We start from the raw sequence: 14,987 nt of genomic DNA on the forward strand, positions 1-14,987 counted from the left end.
GGAAACGCCGCATCCCGTGAGGAATGCGGCGTCGCTGCCCTGGGGAGAGCATTGTCCCGGAAAACCCCGTTTGCCCGTCAGGGCGTCGGGGTCAGAATTTGGCTCCGACCTTCATCCCGATCACCCGCGGACGGGTGCGATTGGAGTTGGCCCAGCCCTGATAGGGGTCGATCGCGCGATTGACGTTGAGCAGGTTGGAGCCATAGACTTCGGCGCTGAAGCGGCCGAAATCGAGCCCCATACGCGCGTTGAGCAACGATAGCGTGTCTGATTCCTGAGGAAGGACGCTCGCCATGAAGCTTGAACGATCAGTATAGCTCACCTTGTCGCGGAAGTTGAAATCGACCCGGGCAAAGCCGTCGATATTGTCCGACACCGCAAAATCATAATTGGCGCTGGCCGAATAGCTGAGCTTCGGCGTGTAGTCGGTCAGGTCGCCGATGACGTTCACCTGATCGCCAGGATCGGTATCGACAATCTTGCTGTCGAGATAGGCGGCGTTGATGCCAAAGGTCAGCCCCGATGCCGGGCGCACCTGCACGCCAAATTCCAGTCCCTTGACCCGGACCTTGCCGATATTGCTCGATTCGGACAGGAACTGCCCGTTCACATTGACGAGCCGGCGCCGGATCATGTCGGTGTAGTTGGTAAGGAACGCGGCCACCTCATATTGGAACAGGCCGCCGGCAAAGCTGCCCTTGCTGCCGATTTCATAGGTTTCGACATTTTCGGGGCCATAGGAACCGAAGGGCGCCTGATTGAAACCGCCGCTGCGGAAGCCTTGCCCATAGCTCGCATAAACACGCGCATTGTCGGCGAAGCGATAGCTGACGACGACGCGGGGATCGGTCGATTCAAACGTCCCCCGATTGGTCACGCCGGTATCGGGCGCGGTTTCAGTGAGATCGCGCTGCTTGTCGTGAAAATAGCGAATGCCGCCGCCGACGGTCAGACGGTCGGTCAGATCATAGGAAATATCGGCAAAGATCGAGTAGTTTTCGGTCCGCGATTTCGAAAAATAATATTGATCCTCAACGACAATCCCGCCGCCTTCATACAGATCGCCATCCGCCGCAAAGGCATAGTCGTAATTTGCGAGCAGATCATTTTTGCCAACCGCATAATAGCCGCCGACGGTCCATTGAAACGGTCCTGACCCCGACGACAGGCGCAGTTCCTGGCTGAACTGGCTGGCGCCACCATAACGGTCGTCGTTGCCCTCGACAAAACCATAGGAGAAATTGCCCGGGCGCGGGATGTAGGTGAACGGATATTGCTCATCGAAATCGGTGTAGGTCGTCGCGCTTACCAGCTGGGCGAAACCCAGATCATAGTTGAGTTCGAGGTTATAGCTGGTGAAATCGAACTTCTTGGGGATGAGGACCGTTGCCGGGTCGATCGCGATATCGACGGTCCGGTCGGCTTCCTCGAAGCCCAGTCCGAGCTGCGTTTCGGCCCGGTGAATCTGGACCATCGCCTTGGCCGAAAAGCGGTCGCTCGGCTGCAACAGCAGCTGCGCGCGGACATTCAGCAATTCGGTGCCATTGCCATCCTTGATCCCCGCCTCGGGCTGGTCGATCCAGCCGCCGCCGTCTTCGTAAAGCGCGGCGATGCGCAGCGCCGCCTTGCCGGTGGCGATCGGAACGTTGACGACGGCCGAGGTCTTATACCCGACCTCGCCCTGATCGACGTCATAGACCTCGCCCGTCACGGCGGCGGAAAAGGCATCGAGGTCGGGCTTGTTGGTGATGTAGCGGATGACGCCCGCCGCCGCGCCCTGACCATAGAGCGTCCCCTGCGGCCCCTTGAGCACCTCGATGCGCTCCAGATCGAGCGCGACGGGGCTGAGCTGGATAAAGCCGCCCAGCGAAAGCGGTGCCTCGTCGAGATATTGCCCGACCAGCGCGCCCGAACCCGACTGGTTAGCCAGCCCGCGCATGAAGATCGTATAGCTGCCGGGGCCGTCTTCGCGCATCGTCAGACCGGGAACCGAAAAGGACAGATCCTGAACGCTGGCTACGCCCTTTTCCGCCAGTTCCTCACCGCCGAGCACCGAAATCGCCATCGGCACATCAACCAGCTTTTGCTCGCGCTTCTGTGCGGTGACAACAATCAGCTCGCTATCATTGTTACCGTCGGCTGCCTGCGCAAAGGCCGGCTGAGTTAAGGTAGCGGCGAGCAATGCTACGGCCGAGCCTGTGTAAAAAGACGTTTTCATATGTCCCTCCCAGAACCTGTTAAATCTGTCGCTGGCACGCTATCCGAAGACGCCGGTGCGCCATGATGCGAAATCGCGAAGTCTTGGTGCGCAAATGTCACCGCGCCAGCCCGGACCGCGCCGTACCATCGCTGGCCAGACGAAAGCCGACCGTGAAATATCCTTCGTCGCGCGGTCCCGGCAGCCGGGACGTCGGCAACATATACTTGGCCGCATCGCCATAGGAGCCGCCGCGCACCGCGCGGTGACCGGGCGAGCCGCAGCCCTTTGTCCGCGGCGAGCCATCGACCGGCGCGCCCGCATAATCATCGTGATAGCAATCGGCCTGCCATTCCCAGACATTGCCGCGAATGTCGTGCAATCCGAACCGGTCGGCCGGAAAGCTCCCCACGGGCGCGGGATAGACCCAGCGATCCTTGCCCGATGCCAGGCCGCCGCAGCATGTCTCCTTGCCGATATTGGCCACGTCATGGGTGATCGCTCCCGATGCGCCCCATCCGCCATGCGACGCGACATATTCCCATTCGGCCTCGGACGGCAGGCGGTAATTTTGCCCCGTCTTCTTGTTCAGCCAGCCGATATAGGCCTGGGTGTCGTTCCAGCTGATGCAGACGACGGGCTCATCATCCTTCTGCGCGAAACCCGGCGCATCCCATGTCCGGCTGGTATCGACGAACCATTTCGCATCTTCTTTGTAGATGTTGCATTTGCGTTCGGGGACATAGCCGCTTTCCTTGACGAAGCGGCCATATTCGGCACGGGTCACCTCATATTTCGCCAGCGCGAACGAGGGAATGGTAACGCTGTGTCGCGGCCCGTCCATCGGGCCATAACCATAGTCGACCGTCTCCCCCATTTCGAAACGGTCACCGGCAATTTCGGCCATCGGGGGGCAGTCGGCGCAATCCTTTGCCCCGTCGGCTTGCGCCGTATCTGCGGAGTCAGCCGAACAGGCCCCGAGACCGAGGATCGCCACGATCAGAAGATGGTTTTTCATTGCCCTGTTTCCCACACAGATTTGCCGCCCATTGCGCCGCGCCCGGAACCGGACGTCCGGCATCGCATCCGAGCATCTTGCATGCACGAACGAGAGGCGCGTTTACCAAACGCACTGGTGCGCGAATGGCACCACTGGCGCCTGCCGGAGCTGCGTCAGTTCCTCCGGCCCACTTGCTGCCAGCGGCCGGGGTTCAGGATCACCTCGCCATCACGGAACTGCACCACGAGCGGATAGCGTCCGGGGATCATATAGCTGTCGTCCGACACGAAGAGCAGCTCGCTCGGCGCGTCACGCTTGATCGCGAATATGTCACGCTCACCCGTGGCCGACGCCTTCAGTGCACCGCCCTCGAACCAGATTTTGAGGCTGGCAAGCGGGCTGAAGCGATAGTCACCGGTGAATCTGGCCGCGGCCGCAGCGGTCAACGGTTTCGTGCGCTTGACCGACGGCAGCTGCCGCGCGGGCGCAGCCGCGGCGAGCACCGCGTCCCACATCAATTCCGATGCAGCGACCCCGATTTCGGCGGAGGGCAGGAATTCGCCCGGCCCCTTGTCCACTTCGGCGGTAGAGACCGCATAGAGGACGTCGCCGTCGAGCTCGGTGGCAAAGGGCTGGATGGCGCGCGCCATCGAGGTGTGAACCTGTACCGCCAGCCGGTTCAGTTCGGCCTTGGACATTTTGCGGTTGGTTACGACGAGGCTGATCGTCGTATTCTTGCGATCAGGCCCGGTCCCCTCGTCGCCGTTCCAGCCGGGCTGGAGGCTGGCGGGCGCACTGCCCATCAGATAGCTGGCGGTGAGATCGGCAGGCCAGTGCGATCCCTTGTGGCACGACACGACCTTACCATCGCGACCGACGACGACACCCAGCGCATTGACCACGGTGAAGACAGCAATCTTGACGTCGCCGATCTGCCGGAACGCCGCGCCCTGCCCCGAGCGAGCGTTGCAGCCGAAAATCCCGCCCGACACCGCCGAGCGTCCGGCGCCATAGGCACCGACCGGGAACCAGCCGGGCTTCGCCGCGCGCAATGCGGCCTGCGCCAGTCTTTTGTCGGGATAAATCTCGTTCAGCCGGCGTCCGCCGAAATCATAGATGATCGATCCTTCGACCAGCCCGACATTGTCCCAATGGCCGCTGCGCGTGCCGTCGTCCTTCAGCGCGGTGTTCACCGCGGTGACCGCTTCGAGCCCGTACCAAGATCCGCCCGACAGGACGATCGCATCGAGCTCGGGAAGCTCGTAGCCGAGGCGCAGATAGTCCGAATTCACCGTTCCCGGTCCGCCCCCGCGCGTGTCGATCGCGGCGTGAACGCGCTCCTTGAACCGGATCACGGTCAGCCCGGTCGGCCCGTCCTCATATTGCCCGGTGCCGATCGAGAGCATCGGCCAGTCGAAACCCAGCGCATCCTTCGTTCCTGCACCGTCGTTGAGCGTCATCGGAAGGTCCGCCTGGCTTTCGGCGGCCGCGGGCGGGGTGTCGGCGGCCCATGCCATGCTCATGATGGACACCAGCATGGCCGCCAGTGCGACACTTCTGACCTGCGTGCGGATTTGTCTCATTCTGCTCACCTTCCGACATTTGGGCATGTGGTGCGAAGCTTTCGCAACAAATCGCCGGCAACATAAGTGCAAAGAATCGGCGAGCTGGTGCGCTCAGCGCACCAACGCCATTGCTGAACGCGACTGGGGGCCGGCGATGGCCGCCCTAGAATCGCCGACACCCGTGTTAGTTCCCCCACCAGCAACAGGTTTCTTCCCATGACGACATCCTATTCCCCCCTGCTGACATCCTCGATCGACGGCGAATGGCTGCCCGCAGGCAGCCGAAGCCTCCGTCCCGTCATCAATCCGGCGACCGGCGATGTGATCGGCGAATTGCCCGAAGTCACCACCGACGATCTCGACCGCGCGCTCGAGGCGGCAGATCGCGGCTTTCGCACCTGGCGCAGCGTCCATGTCGACGACCGCGCCGCCATCCTCCACAAGGCGGCGGACATATTGCGCACCCGGATCGACCAGATCGCGACGGTGATCGCGACCGAGCAAGGAAAGCCAATCGCTCAGGCGCGCGGCGAGGCGGCGGCGGGAATCCGCTTTTTCGACATCCATGCCGAGGAAGCGAAACGAGCCTATGGCCGCGTCCTCGTTCGTCCGTCGGGTCAGCGCGCGACCGTCACCTATGAGCCCGTCGGTCCTTCGGTCGGTTTTGCGCCGTGGAATTTTCCTTTCTTCAACGTCGCGCGCAAGATCGCGCCCGCGCTCGCTGCCGGCTGCTCGATCATTTCCAAGCCCGCCGAAGAAACCCCGGCGTCGGCCATACTGATCCAGCAAGCACTGTTCGAGGCCGGCCTGCCCGTCGACGCCAGCCAGCTGGTGTTCGGCGATCCCGACCTGATCAGCCGCCATCTCATCACCTCACCGGTGATCCGCAAGGTCAGCTTCACCGGATCGGGACCGGTCGGAAAGCATCTGATGAAACTGTGCGCCGATGGCATGAAGCGCACGACGATGGAATTGGGCGGCCATGCCCCCGTGCTGATCTTCGACGATGCCGACATCGACAAGGCGCTGGCACTACTGGTACCCGGGAAATTCCGCAATTCTGGGCAAGTCTGCGTGTCGCCGACGCGCTTCTATGTCCAACAGGGCATCTATGACCGCTTTGCCAAAGCCTTTGCCGCACGGACGGCCGCGACGATCAGAGTGGGCAATCCGCTCGACACCAACACGATCATGGGACCGCTGGCCAACGGCCGCCGCCCCGAAGCCGTCGGCGGACTGATCGGCGACGCCGTGCGCCGGGGCGCGCGCGCGCTCCACGGCGGCGAAGCGATCGACGGCAAGGGCTATTTTCACCAGCCCACCGTGCTGGTCGACGTTCCCGAAGAGGCGCGGATCATGAACGAGGAGCCTTTCGGCCCGGTCGCCATGCTGCGCCCCTTCGCGACAATCGACGAGGCGATCGAGCTGGCGAACCGCCTGCCCTTCGGGCTCGCCGCCTATGTCTTCACCCACAACCTCGGCACCGCGATGCGCGCGTCGGACGGGATTGAATCGGGCATGGTCGGGGTGAACACCGTCGGCCTGTCGACGGGCGACGCGCCGTTCGGCGGCGTCAAGGAATCGGGCCACGGGCTGGAGGACGGCCCCGAAGGTCTGAAAGCCTTCATGGTGTCCAAATCGATCCACATGATGTGAAGAAAGCACCGCTTCCTGACGGTCTGCTGCCGAACGGGAAACGGGCCAAACGGGAGAATAGTCGATGATGCTTCGATACGCCGCTGCACTGATGCTGACGCTTTCGCCAAGCGTCGGCATGGCCGCCGAAGCCCCGCCGGTCGCGACCAGTGTGTCCGCCGAAGTCGGGCAACCGCTCACCGCACTGTTGGATGCAATGCGCAAGCGCGACGTTTCAGCTCTCGACAGGGCGCTGGCACGCAGCGTAGAATCCCAGATCGTCTATTATTGGGGCGACACGGTCACCGGCCGCGAACCGATCCTGCAATGGCACCGCGAATGGTTCGCCGAGGCGGGCTGGAGCATCGAGCCCGGTCCCGTCGGCCATGCGCTGGTCGGCGACCGGCTGGCGACGCTGACCGCGCCCATGCGCTACATCAAAAGCGCCGAACGCCAGTTCAAAATCCTGATCAACTACACCTTGGTCAAGGAAGCCGAGGGCTGGAAGGTCGCCCGGATACAGCAGACCTTGCTCGAAGGGCCGCCGTGACGCCGGAGCGCTAGCGCGCCGCCGCCTCCGCGACCAGCGCCGCACGGCTGCGGATCGCGGTACCGAACAGCCGAGCGCTGTCGGTCGCCGCGCGATCAGCGTCCTCCACCACGCCCGAAAACTGCAAGAATCCATGCGCGAGCGTGGGATAGTTGAGATAGGTCACCGCAACCCCATCGCGCTCCAGTTGCCGTGCCAGCGCCTGCGCCGGATCGCGCAGAATGTCGAACCCCGCCGTGACGACGATCGTCGCGGGCATCCCCTTCATATCGCTGGCTTGGAGCTCTTCCGCCGCGCGGGCAGCGGTGGCGGTATCGCCGAACGCCAGCGGAATCATGAAATCGCGAAAGGCGACATCGAGGCCATAGCCTTTGCCGAACAGCGCGAACGAGCGGTAGCGCGGTTCGAAATCGGTCGAGGTGTAATAGAGCAGTTGATAAAGCGGCGCGGGCCTTCCCGCCGCAAGCTGTCGCCGCGAGATGGCCAGCGAGATATTGCCGCCCGCGCTGTCGCCACCGACACCGATCATCGCCGGGTCCGAGCCGAGCTTCGCGGCATACGCGCGCGCCCACAAAAAGGCGTCTTCACCATCATCATTGGCGGCCGGCCATTTATGCTCGGGCGCCAGCCGGTACTCGACCGACACCACGATCGCGCGCGCCTCGTTCGCGATCAGGCGCGCACTGCGGTCGGTGGCCTCTATTCCGCTGTAGATCCATCCTCCGCCGTGGAAATAGAGGAGCATCGGCAGGGGACCAGACTCGTCAACCGCGGGGGTATAAATGCGGATCGGAATCGGGCCGCCCCGCCCATCGATCGCGCCATTCTCGACCTTGCGCATCGGCGCCGTTGCTTTGGTCAGCAGCGCCCAATCGCGCGCGAGCGCCGCCCGGGCGATCGGGCGCTGCTCGGCCGAATGGAACATGGCGAGCCCCTTTGCCACTTGCTCAGGCAGGCGGCGGCGCCGAGCCTCGAAATGATATTGCAGTTTGGGATCGAGATGCTGGCCATCGACGACCTCGCGTGGCCCTTCCAGATTGGCGATGAACCAGGATGCCGGACGCGACATCAGTTCCAGCCGCTCGGCCTCCGCAGGGCTCGCAACGAAATCATCGGCGGGGCTCGCCGCCGCAAGGGTCGTGAGGGCCAACAGGCCAACGCCGAGGCGCTTGTCGATCGCGGGCATATTGTCTCCTCTTATCTCACAAAGGGCTGACGTTCGCCGCGGGCGAGCGAGCGCCACACCCATTCGAGCGGACCGTAACGAAAATGGTCGAGCCAGGGTTTCGACCAGAGCAGGATGATCGCCCAGACGGCGAGGACGACGATGTAACACTGCCAACGTTCGAGATAGCCGTACCAGCCAAGGCCATAGCCGTTGAAGAACAGCGTGCAGAGGATGCTGGTACCGAGATAGTTGGAAAAGGCCATCCGGCCCGCCGCGACCAGCCGCTGTGCCAGCCAGCTGTCACGTGCAGCCTTCATGAACAGGATGACGATCGCAGCATAGGCGAGCGACAGCGGCGTCCGCAGAAAGGTCAGATGGATGGCTTCGGTCAGGTGCTGGGTGACCAGCGAATAGCCCGACGCCACATTCCACGCCACGAGCGGAAGATAGAGCGGGATGCATACAAGGAAGCTCCAGAAGACGATGCGGACGTAGGTACGATTTGACCAGGCGCCCGAGAAGAAGCCCAGCCGGAACAAGGCCATACCGATAGCGATAAGCGCGAGCGTATCGGGAACCGCCAGCGGATGCGCGCGCGTCAGAATATAGGTCGCGATCGGTACGCGCGCCTCGAGCGCGGCGGCATAGCTGCCGCGATAGCCGTCGAGTTGCGACTGCACCGATGGCAGCGCAATCTCGGCTTGCGCGGCGGCCCATTCGGCGCGCGTTTCGGCGGAAGCATCGGGCGCGGCGGCGGCACGCTGGACATGATCGAACGAGACATAGGCCGCAACGCCCAGCGCGAGTTTCAAGAGGAGCAAGGCCGCACCCGCGATGAACAGGCGGCGCACCGGCCAGCGCCACGCGAGCAATGCGATCATCCCGCAGACGCTGTAGAGGACGAGGATGTCGCCGTACCAGATCAGCCAGGTGTGGATCATCCCGAACACGAACAGCCAAAACATCCGCGCAAAGGTTACGCGCGCCGGGCTTTCGCCCGCGCGCAGCGCGCGCTCGGCGATCAGGACGGTGCTCGCCCCGAACATCAGCGTGAACAGCCCGCGCATCTTGCCGTCGAACAGAACATAGTTCGCCGCCCAGGCGAGAAAATTCGCACCGTCCGCACCGCCATAGTAATTCGGAAAATAGTAGGCGTAGCCGGGCATCGCGAAGTCGACGACATTCATGAGCAATATGCCCATCACCGCAGCGCCGCGCACCGCGTCGAGGGTGCCGATCCGGTCGCTCGCTCCCGCCCCCGTCACCATGTCAGCGCCCCGCCGGGGCGGCACGGTCGGTCGCGTCGACTGCGGCCTGGATGAAGGCCCATTGCAGCGCATATCGCTCCGGACCGCCCGCCTTGGGCCAGGCGCTCTGGATGACGACAATCAGCTTGCGTTTGGGGTCGACGAACAGCGCCTGCCCCATGATTCCGAGGCCGCGATAGCTGTCATCGGGGCCGACCCACCATTGATAGCCATAGCCAATGTCGCCGAACGCCTTTTCACTATGCTTTGCGGTCGCATCGGCGATCCAGCCATCGGGTAGAACCGGCTTGCCCCCCGCTCGCCCGCCTTCGAGCATGAACAGGCCGAGCCGGCCATAATCGCGCAGCGTTGCGCTGAAACAGATGCCGCCCGTCTCCAGCCCTTCGGGCGAGGTCATCCACACGGCGTCGGCCTCCATGCCGAACGGCCGCCAGATCTTCTCGGAGAAATAAGCCGACAGCGATTTGCCCGTCGCGTTGATGACCGCCGCGCCGATCAGATTGGATTCGGCGGTCGAATAATAATATCGGGTGCCCGGCGCCGCGATGCGCGGCTGAGCCGACATCCTCTTGTAGAAAGCTGGCCCCATATGCGTAGCATAACGGCTGAAATCTGATGCCGGATCGTTATAGTCCTCGTTCCAGCCAACGCCCGATCGCATTTCAAGCGCCTGTCGGAGAGTCACACCATCATAGGCGCCGCCCTTCAGTTCGGGGACATAGCGCGTGAGGGGATCGTCGAGGTTCCTGATCTTGCCATCGCGCAGCGCAGCGCCGACCAGCGTCGACGTGACCGATTTGGCGATCGAGAAAGACGTCCAGCGGTCGGCCGGCTTGCGTCCCAAGCCATAACGCTCCGCGACGATATGGCCGTCTTTGATGACGAGTACCCCGGCGACGCGGTTCGTCTTGACGAAATCGTCTATGGTGTAGGGGCGATGTTCGTAGGTGAAGTCGATCTTCATTTCCTGCGGAGCGACCGGCAGCGCGCGCACCGGGCCGCCCGCCTTGATTACATTCGTCGCAAAGACCTTCTCCATGGCCCGATAGCCGCTCTCCTGCTCGGAGGGCGACCAGAAGCCCAAACGCTCGGCGAGCGGCGGCTGAACGTCCGCGTCCCGGGCCATCGCGGTGGACGCGACCAACGCCGATCCGAAGAGAAGCCCGGCCAAAACCGGATTGCGGTAAAATGGATAAGCGCTTTTCATCGGCCAGCTCCCTGATCGGACCGAAACACCCGATCCCCGAACGATAGGCCGGTGATCCCCCGGCCCCAGTTGAGAAATAGCGTTCTGACGGTGTTGCAGGCGCACCGGCCCAAGGCGCCCCAATCAGTTGGCCGAATGCGCCAACCGGAAACCGACGGTGAAATAGGCCTCATCCGCAGGACCGCGGAGCCGGAAGCGTTCCTCGAGAAACTCGCCGGCATCGCCATAGGAGCCGCCGCGGATGGCGTGATATCCGCCGACCGGGCAATCATTCCGCGCTGATCCGTCGGCAGGCGCGCCGACATAGTCCTGATGATAGCAATCCGCCTGCCATTCCCAGACATTGCCGCGGACATCGTAGAGGCCCAGCTTATCCGCCGGAAAGCTCCCGACCGGCGCCGTCTCGATCCACGTGTCGCGCCCTTCGGTCTTGCCGCCGCAGCATTCGACCTTGCCGATGTTCGCGACGTCGTGGGTGACGCCGCGTCCACCGCCCCGCGCGTCGCCCAGATCGGCGCGCAGCGCGACATATTCCCACTCGGCTTCGGACGGCAGGCGAAACTGGCGCCCCGTTTTGCCGTTCAGCCAGCCGATATAGGCCTGGGTGTCGCGCCAGCTCACGCACAATACCGGATGATCTTCTCCCTGCGCGAAACCGGGACGCTCCCAGTTGCGTTCGGGGTTGATGTGCCAGCTGGTGCCATCGTCATAGACGTTGCATTTGCCCGCCGACACATAGCCCGTATCTTTCACGAAAGCGCGGAACTCGCCAATCGTCACTTCGCGCCTCGCCAGCGAGAAGGGCGCGACCCGTACATCGTGCGTCGGCCCGTCGATCAGGCCATAGCCGCGATCGATCATCGCCCCCATCGCAAAGGTGCCGCCGGCGATCGGCGTCATTTCGGGCGGCGCGACGCCGTGCGAGACGCTTTCCGGCAAGGATGCGCAGCCAGCGAGGAGCAGCAGAGCGAGCGCGGCCAGGCCGCTGCAACGATCAACGGTCACGGCCGACCTCCCCCCATGCCGGATTCCAGTCGATGCCGTGCTGATCGGTCAACTCCCAGAAGAATTTGGTGCGCGGTTTGTCGCGGTTGCCGATCTCGTTCATCGTCTCGGAATCATAGAGGCGTCCGTTGACCATCGTGTAGCGCACACTGTTGGCATTTTTGATATCGACCAGCGGATCGCGATCGAGCACGATCAGGTCGGCCAGCTTGCCGGGCTCGATCGAACCAAGCTGATGGTCGAGCCCCCAGGTTTTGGCACCATTGATCGTCGCCGCGCGCAGAATCCGCATCGGCGCCATCCCGCCTTCGGCGAGCAGTTGCATTTCCCAATGAATTGCAATGCCAGCCGACTGACCATGCGACCCGACGTTGATGGTGACCCCGGCATCGTCAAGCCGCTTCACCGACCGGCTGACCGAGCGGAAGCCCACATCATACAACTCGTCCGCCTGATGGATCGTGTGCATGCCGCGGACATAGAGCGGCGCGTCGGACGGCCCCATGATCGGATTATAGGCATTGTTCACGCCGGGAATGAAATGCCGGACCTTGGCCTCCTTCCACGGCTCCTGCGTCTGGTAGATATAATTTTCGCCGAACAACTCGCCGAAGGTGACGATCAGCGTCGGCGTGTTAGCGGTGTCCGATTTTTTGAACAGCTGGAGCAGGTCGTCATAATAGGTGGCGACGGGCAGATTATGTTCGAGGGTCGATGTGCCATCAAGCAGGACGTTGACATTGTCGTAGAAATGCCCGGCACCCTCGGCATCGATCATCTGCCCGCTCTCGTTCGCAGCCTGCAGCAGCCATTGTTTCTGCGCCCGTGTCGTCAATTTATAGCTTTTGAGGATCTGGCCGCCGATCGCCGCCTTGCGCCGCGTGATCGCGCGGGCATCCTCGAGGCTGTCGATCCGGTTGAAGACGCGGTCGGGCTTGCCCGACCGGCCATAGATCACATGACCCGTGGTCAGCCAGCGCGGACCGACCATCAGGCCGGCCATCGTCATCTCGCCGGTTTCATAGCTTGGCAGTTCATTGGCATAAGGATCGAAGTTGGTGGTGACGCCATAGGCGAGCGCGGCATAGCGGACGGCGTGCTTCTGCGGCATCACGCTGGTGCCGTAACAACAGTCGATATGGCCATGCGCGTCGAACATGCCGGGCATAAGCGTCTTGCCGGTCAGGTCATAGACTTTGGCCGATGCCGGGACCGCGACGCTGTCCGCCGGGCCGACCGCCTTGATCCGGTTGCCTTCGACCAGCACCGTGCCACCCTCGATAATCGTGTCATTGCCGGTCATCGGCAGAATGCGTGCATTGGTGAAGGCGATGCTGCCCGCGGGGATGTCGGCGGGTGCGCTGAGCGCGACCGTGCGCAGCGGAGCGTCGACGATACCTTCGGCATCGGGCGCTGTCGCATAGACGCTGGCCCCCAGCGTCCAGTAGAGGCGCGAAGAATCGCCGCTCCACGCCAGTTCATACCCGCCCGAACGCGTCAGTCGGCGCGCTGCCGGATTTTTCTCTGCGGTGATCTTCACCACTTCAGTCGCGGCAGGGAACGGCATCACATTGAGCTCCTGAAGCTCCTTGAACGCGATCCATTTGAAATCGGGGCTGATGGTGAAATCGCCGGTATCGGCGGTTTCGGCATAGGCATGGTCCTGCGCGGCGCCGCCCTCGACCGATATGCTGCTCAAAATGACGGCACGGCCCGCGGCATAGTCCGGCAGCCCCATGAAATAAACGCGCCGGTCGTCAGGAGAAAAGCGTGCGAGGCCGCTGGCTTTGGCGAGATAGCGCGGGCTCTTTCCATCGAACCCTACGATATAAAGGCCGGCGGTATCCCGCGCGCCGCCCATTTGAGAATCCGGATCGAGGATGCGATAGGCGATGCGCTTGCCGTCGTTCGAGAAGGTGGGCTGGCCGATGACCCCGCCGCTGCGCGCGATCACCTTTTCTTTCCCCCCGGCCACGCTGCGCAAACGCAACGTGCTGCCCTTTTCATCGTCCCAGTCAACATAGGCAATCCAACGCCCGTCGGCCGACCAAGCCGGATCGGTCTGGGCACCCGCCCCGTCGGTCAGGCGACGCGGCGGTGCCCCCCCCGTCACGTCCTGCCGCCACAAATTGCCGAGCGCGCGGAAGACAAGCTCGCGGCCATCGGGAGACGGTGCGATCTGACGGATGATCTTCGCATCGACCCGGTCCGGCGCGAGGTCGAGCTGTGTACGCAGGGCGCGATGGACGCGGTGGTGCGCCGTCAGGTGGAACGGAATGTCGGTCGCCTTGCCGCTCTGCATGTCGACCTTGACGAGCCTTCCCTTGGCCCAGATCGCCACATGGCGGTTGTCGGGAAACCAGTCGAACGCGGGATAATAATGTTCCTGCGGAATATAGTCGGCCTGAAGATCGCGATCGAGATCCTGATAGATGGCGGTCTGCGCGCGCGTCGCAATGTCATAGCGGAACAGCACGGTACGCGCACCGACGCGGCGGATGAAGGCGATCGCCTTGCCGTCGGGCGAAACCTGCGGCGTCGTCGCACTTCCGAAACCCGAGATCAGATCGACCGTCTCGCCCGTCTGCATGTCGCGGCGGCGTACGACGAAATTGCTCAGCGCCGTATTGTTATAGACATAATGGGTGCCGGCAACCCGCTCGGTATAATAGAGGTAACGGCCGTCGGGCGAATAGCGCGGTTCCTGCATATCCTTGCCGCTCTTGGGCGGCTCGACCAGCTGACGCTCCGCCGTGCTGCCGATTTCGAAATGGCGAAGTTCCGACGTCCGCATTTCGTGGACCGCCGCGCTTGTCTTGGTCGCGACGACAGAACGCCCATCGGGCGCCCATGCCGGGCCGGTGATCATCGCCAGATTTTCACGGCTCACCTGCTGTGGATTTCCCCCGTCGGGATCGGAAATCCAGATATTGTCAGCGCCGGTCTCGTCGCTGAGATAGAGAATCTTGCGTCCGTCAGGACTGAACTGCGGGCTGCGCTGGGTGGCCGCCCCCGACAGGATCGCCTTCGCCTCGCCGCCGCCGGCGGGCATTCTGTAAATATCGTTGAGCAGGTCGAAGATGATGGTCTTGCCGTCGGGGCTGACATCAACACTCATCCATGTGCCTTCGCTGAGCGTCAGCGCGACGTCGTCCGCAGGGGACGTCAGAATGTCCGGGGCATTTTTCGCATGGATGGGCGGCGCGAAGAGCGCGCCGCTGGCCAGCGTGGTCGCCGTCAAAATTGTCGCCCAAACCGAACCCGTCATCATTGCGTCCCCCATTTTTTTCGACCCAGCGCCATCGCGTCCGCCGCCGATATCGAGATTATGGCAAGTAAGGTGGCGCTGGCGATGCAAAAGATGCGGCGCATGGTGCCGCAGCATCACCGCC

At 63.0% G+C, this 14,987-nt stretch carries 10 protein-coding genes; 2 read left to right on the forward strand and 8 right to left on the reverse strand.

Translation table 11 applies throughout. The features are described 5' to 3' along the window. Positions 1–91: 91 nt before the first annotated feature. The 3 genes from AC1RRJ_RS20865 to AC1RRJ_RS20875 form a co-directional block, all read right to left on the reverse strand. Positions 92–2,218 carry a TonB-dependent receptor gene (locus tag AC1RRJ_RS20865; protein WP_493126319.1) on the reverse strand — a complete coding sequence of 709 codons (2,127 nt, stop codon included), beginning with the start codon at positions 2,216–2,218 and terminating at the stop codon, positions 92–94. 97 nt (positions 2,219–2,315) lie between these two features. Beyond that, entirely contained in the window at positions 2,316–3,215 is a 900-nt protein-coding gene (locus AC1RRJ_RS20870; RefSeq protein WP_493126321.1) for a formylglycine-generating enzyme family protein, read from the reverse strand. Positions 3,216–3,370: 155 nt separating this feature from the next. Further along, complete coding sequence (locus AC1RRJ_RS20875; protein ID WP_493126322.1) at positions 3,371–4,780, reverse strand: P1 family peptidase; 1,410 nt, start codon at positions 4,778–4,780, stop codon at positions 3,371–3,373. A gap of 198 nt (positions 4,781–4,978) precedes the next feature. Here AC1RRJ_RS20875 and AC1RRJ_RS20880 point away from each other — a divergent pair, with 198 nt between their 5' ends. Both AC1RRJ_RS20880 and AC1RRJ_RS20885 read left to right on the forward strand, forming a co-directional pair. Continuing rightward, the gene (locus AC1RRJ_RS20880; RefSeq protein WP_493126324.1) at positions 4,979–6,418 is read left to right on the forward strand and encodes an NAD-dependent succinate-semialdehyde dehydrogenase; all 1,440 of its coding nucleotides are present in this window, start codon (positions 4,979–4,981) and stop codon (positions 6,416–6,418) included. 64 nt (positions 6,419–6,482) lie between these two features. Then, positions 6,483–6,947 (forward strand): nuclear transport factor 2 family protein, encoded by a 465-nt coding sequence (locus tag AC1RRJ_RS20885; RefSeq protein ID WP_493126325.1) that lies wholly within the window; start codon positions 6,483–6,485, stop codon positions 6,945–6,947. Between the two features lie 10 nt (positions 6,948–6,957). On the opposite strand, the gene AC1RRJ_RS20890 is transcribed toward AC1RRJ_RS20885, so the two are convergent. From AC1RRJ_RS20890 to AC1RRJ_RS20910, 5 genes are all read right to left on the reverse strand, one after another. After that, positions 6,958–8,133 (reverse strand): alpha/beta hydrolase, encoded by a 1,176-nt coding sequence (locus AC1RRJ_RS20890; RefSeq protein WP_493126327.1) that lies wholly within the window; start codon positions 8,131–8,133, stop codon positions 6,958–6,960. Between the two features lie 11 nt (positions 8,134–8,144). After that, on the reverse strand, positions 8,145–9,383 hold the full coding sequence (locus tag AC1RRJ_RS20895) for a DUF418 domain-containing protein (protein ID WP_493126329.1): 1,239 nt from the start codon (positions 9,381–9,383) through the stop codon (positions 8,145–8,147). Position 9,384: 1 nt separating this feature from the next. Continuing rightward, entirely contained in the window at positions 9,385–10,590 is a 1,206-nt protein-coding gene (locus tag AC1RRJ_RS20900) for a serine hydrolase domain-containing protein (RefSeq protein ID WP_493126331.1), read from the reverse strand. Between the two features lie 123 nt (positions 10,591–10,713). Next, positions 10,714–11,595 carry a formylglycine-generating enzyme family protein gene (locus tag AC1RRJ_RS20905; protein ID WP_493126333.1) on the reverse strand — a complete coding sequence of 294 codons (882 nt, stop codon included), beginning with the start codon at positions 11,593–11,595 and terminating at the stop codon, positions 10,714–10,716. Continuing rightward, positions 11,585–14,866 carry an amidohydrolase family protein gene (locus tag AC1RRJ_RS20910; RefSeq protein WP_493126335.1) on the reverse strand — a complete coding sequence of 1,094 codons (3,282 nt, stop codon included), beginning with the start codon at positions 14,864–14,866 and terminating at the stop codon, positions 11,585–11,587. Before AC1RRJ_RS20910 ends, AC1RRJ_RS20905 begins: the two co-directional genes overlap by 11 nt. Positions 14,867–14,987: the final 121 nt, after the last annotated feature.

Source organism: Sphingopyxis sp. GW821-FHT12C06, assembly GCF_058807415.1.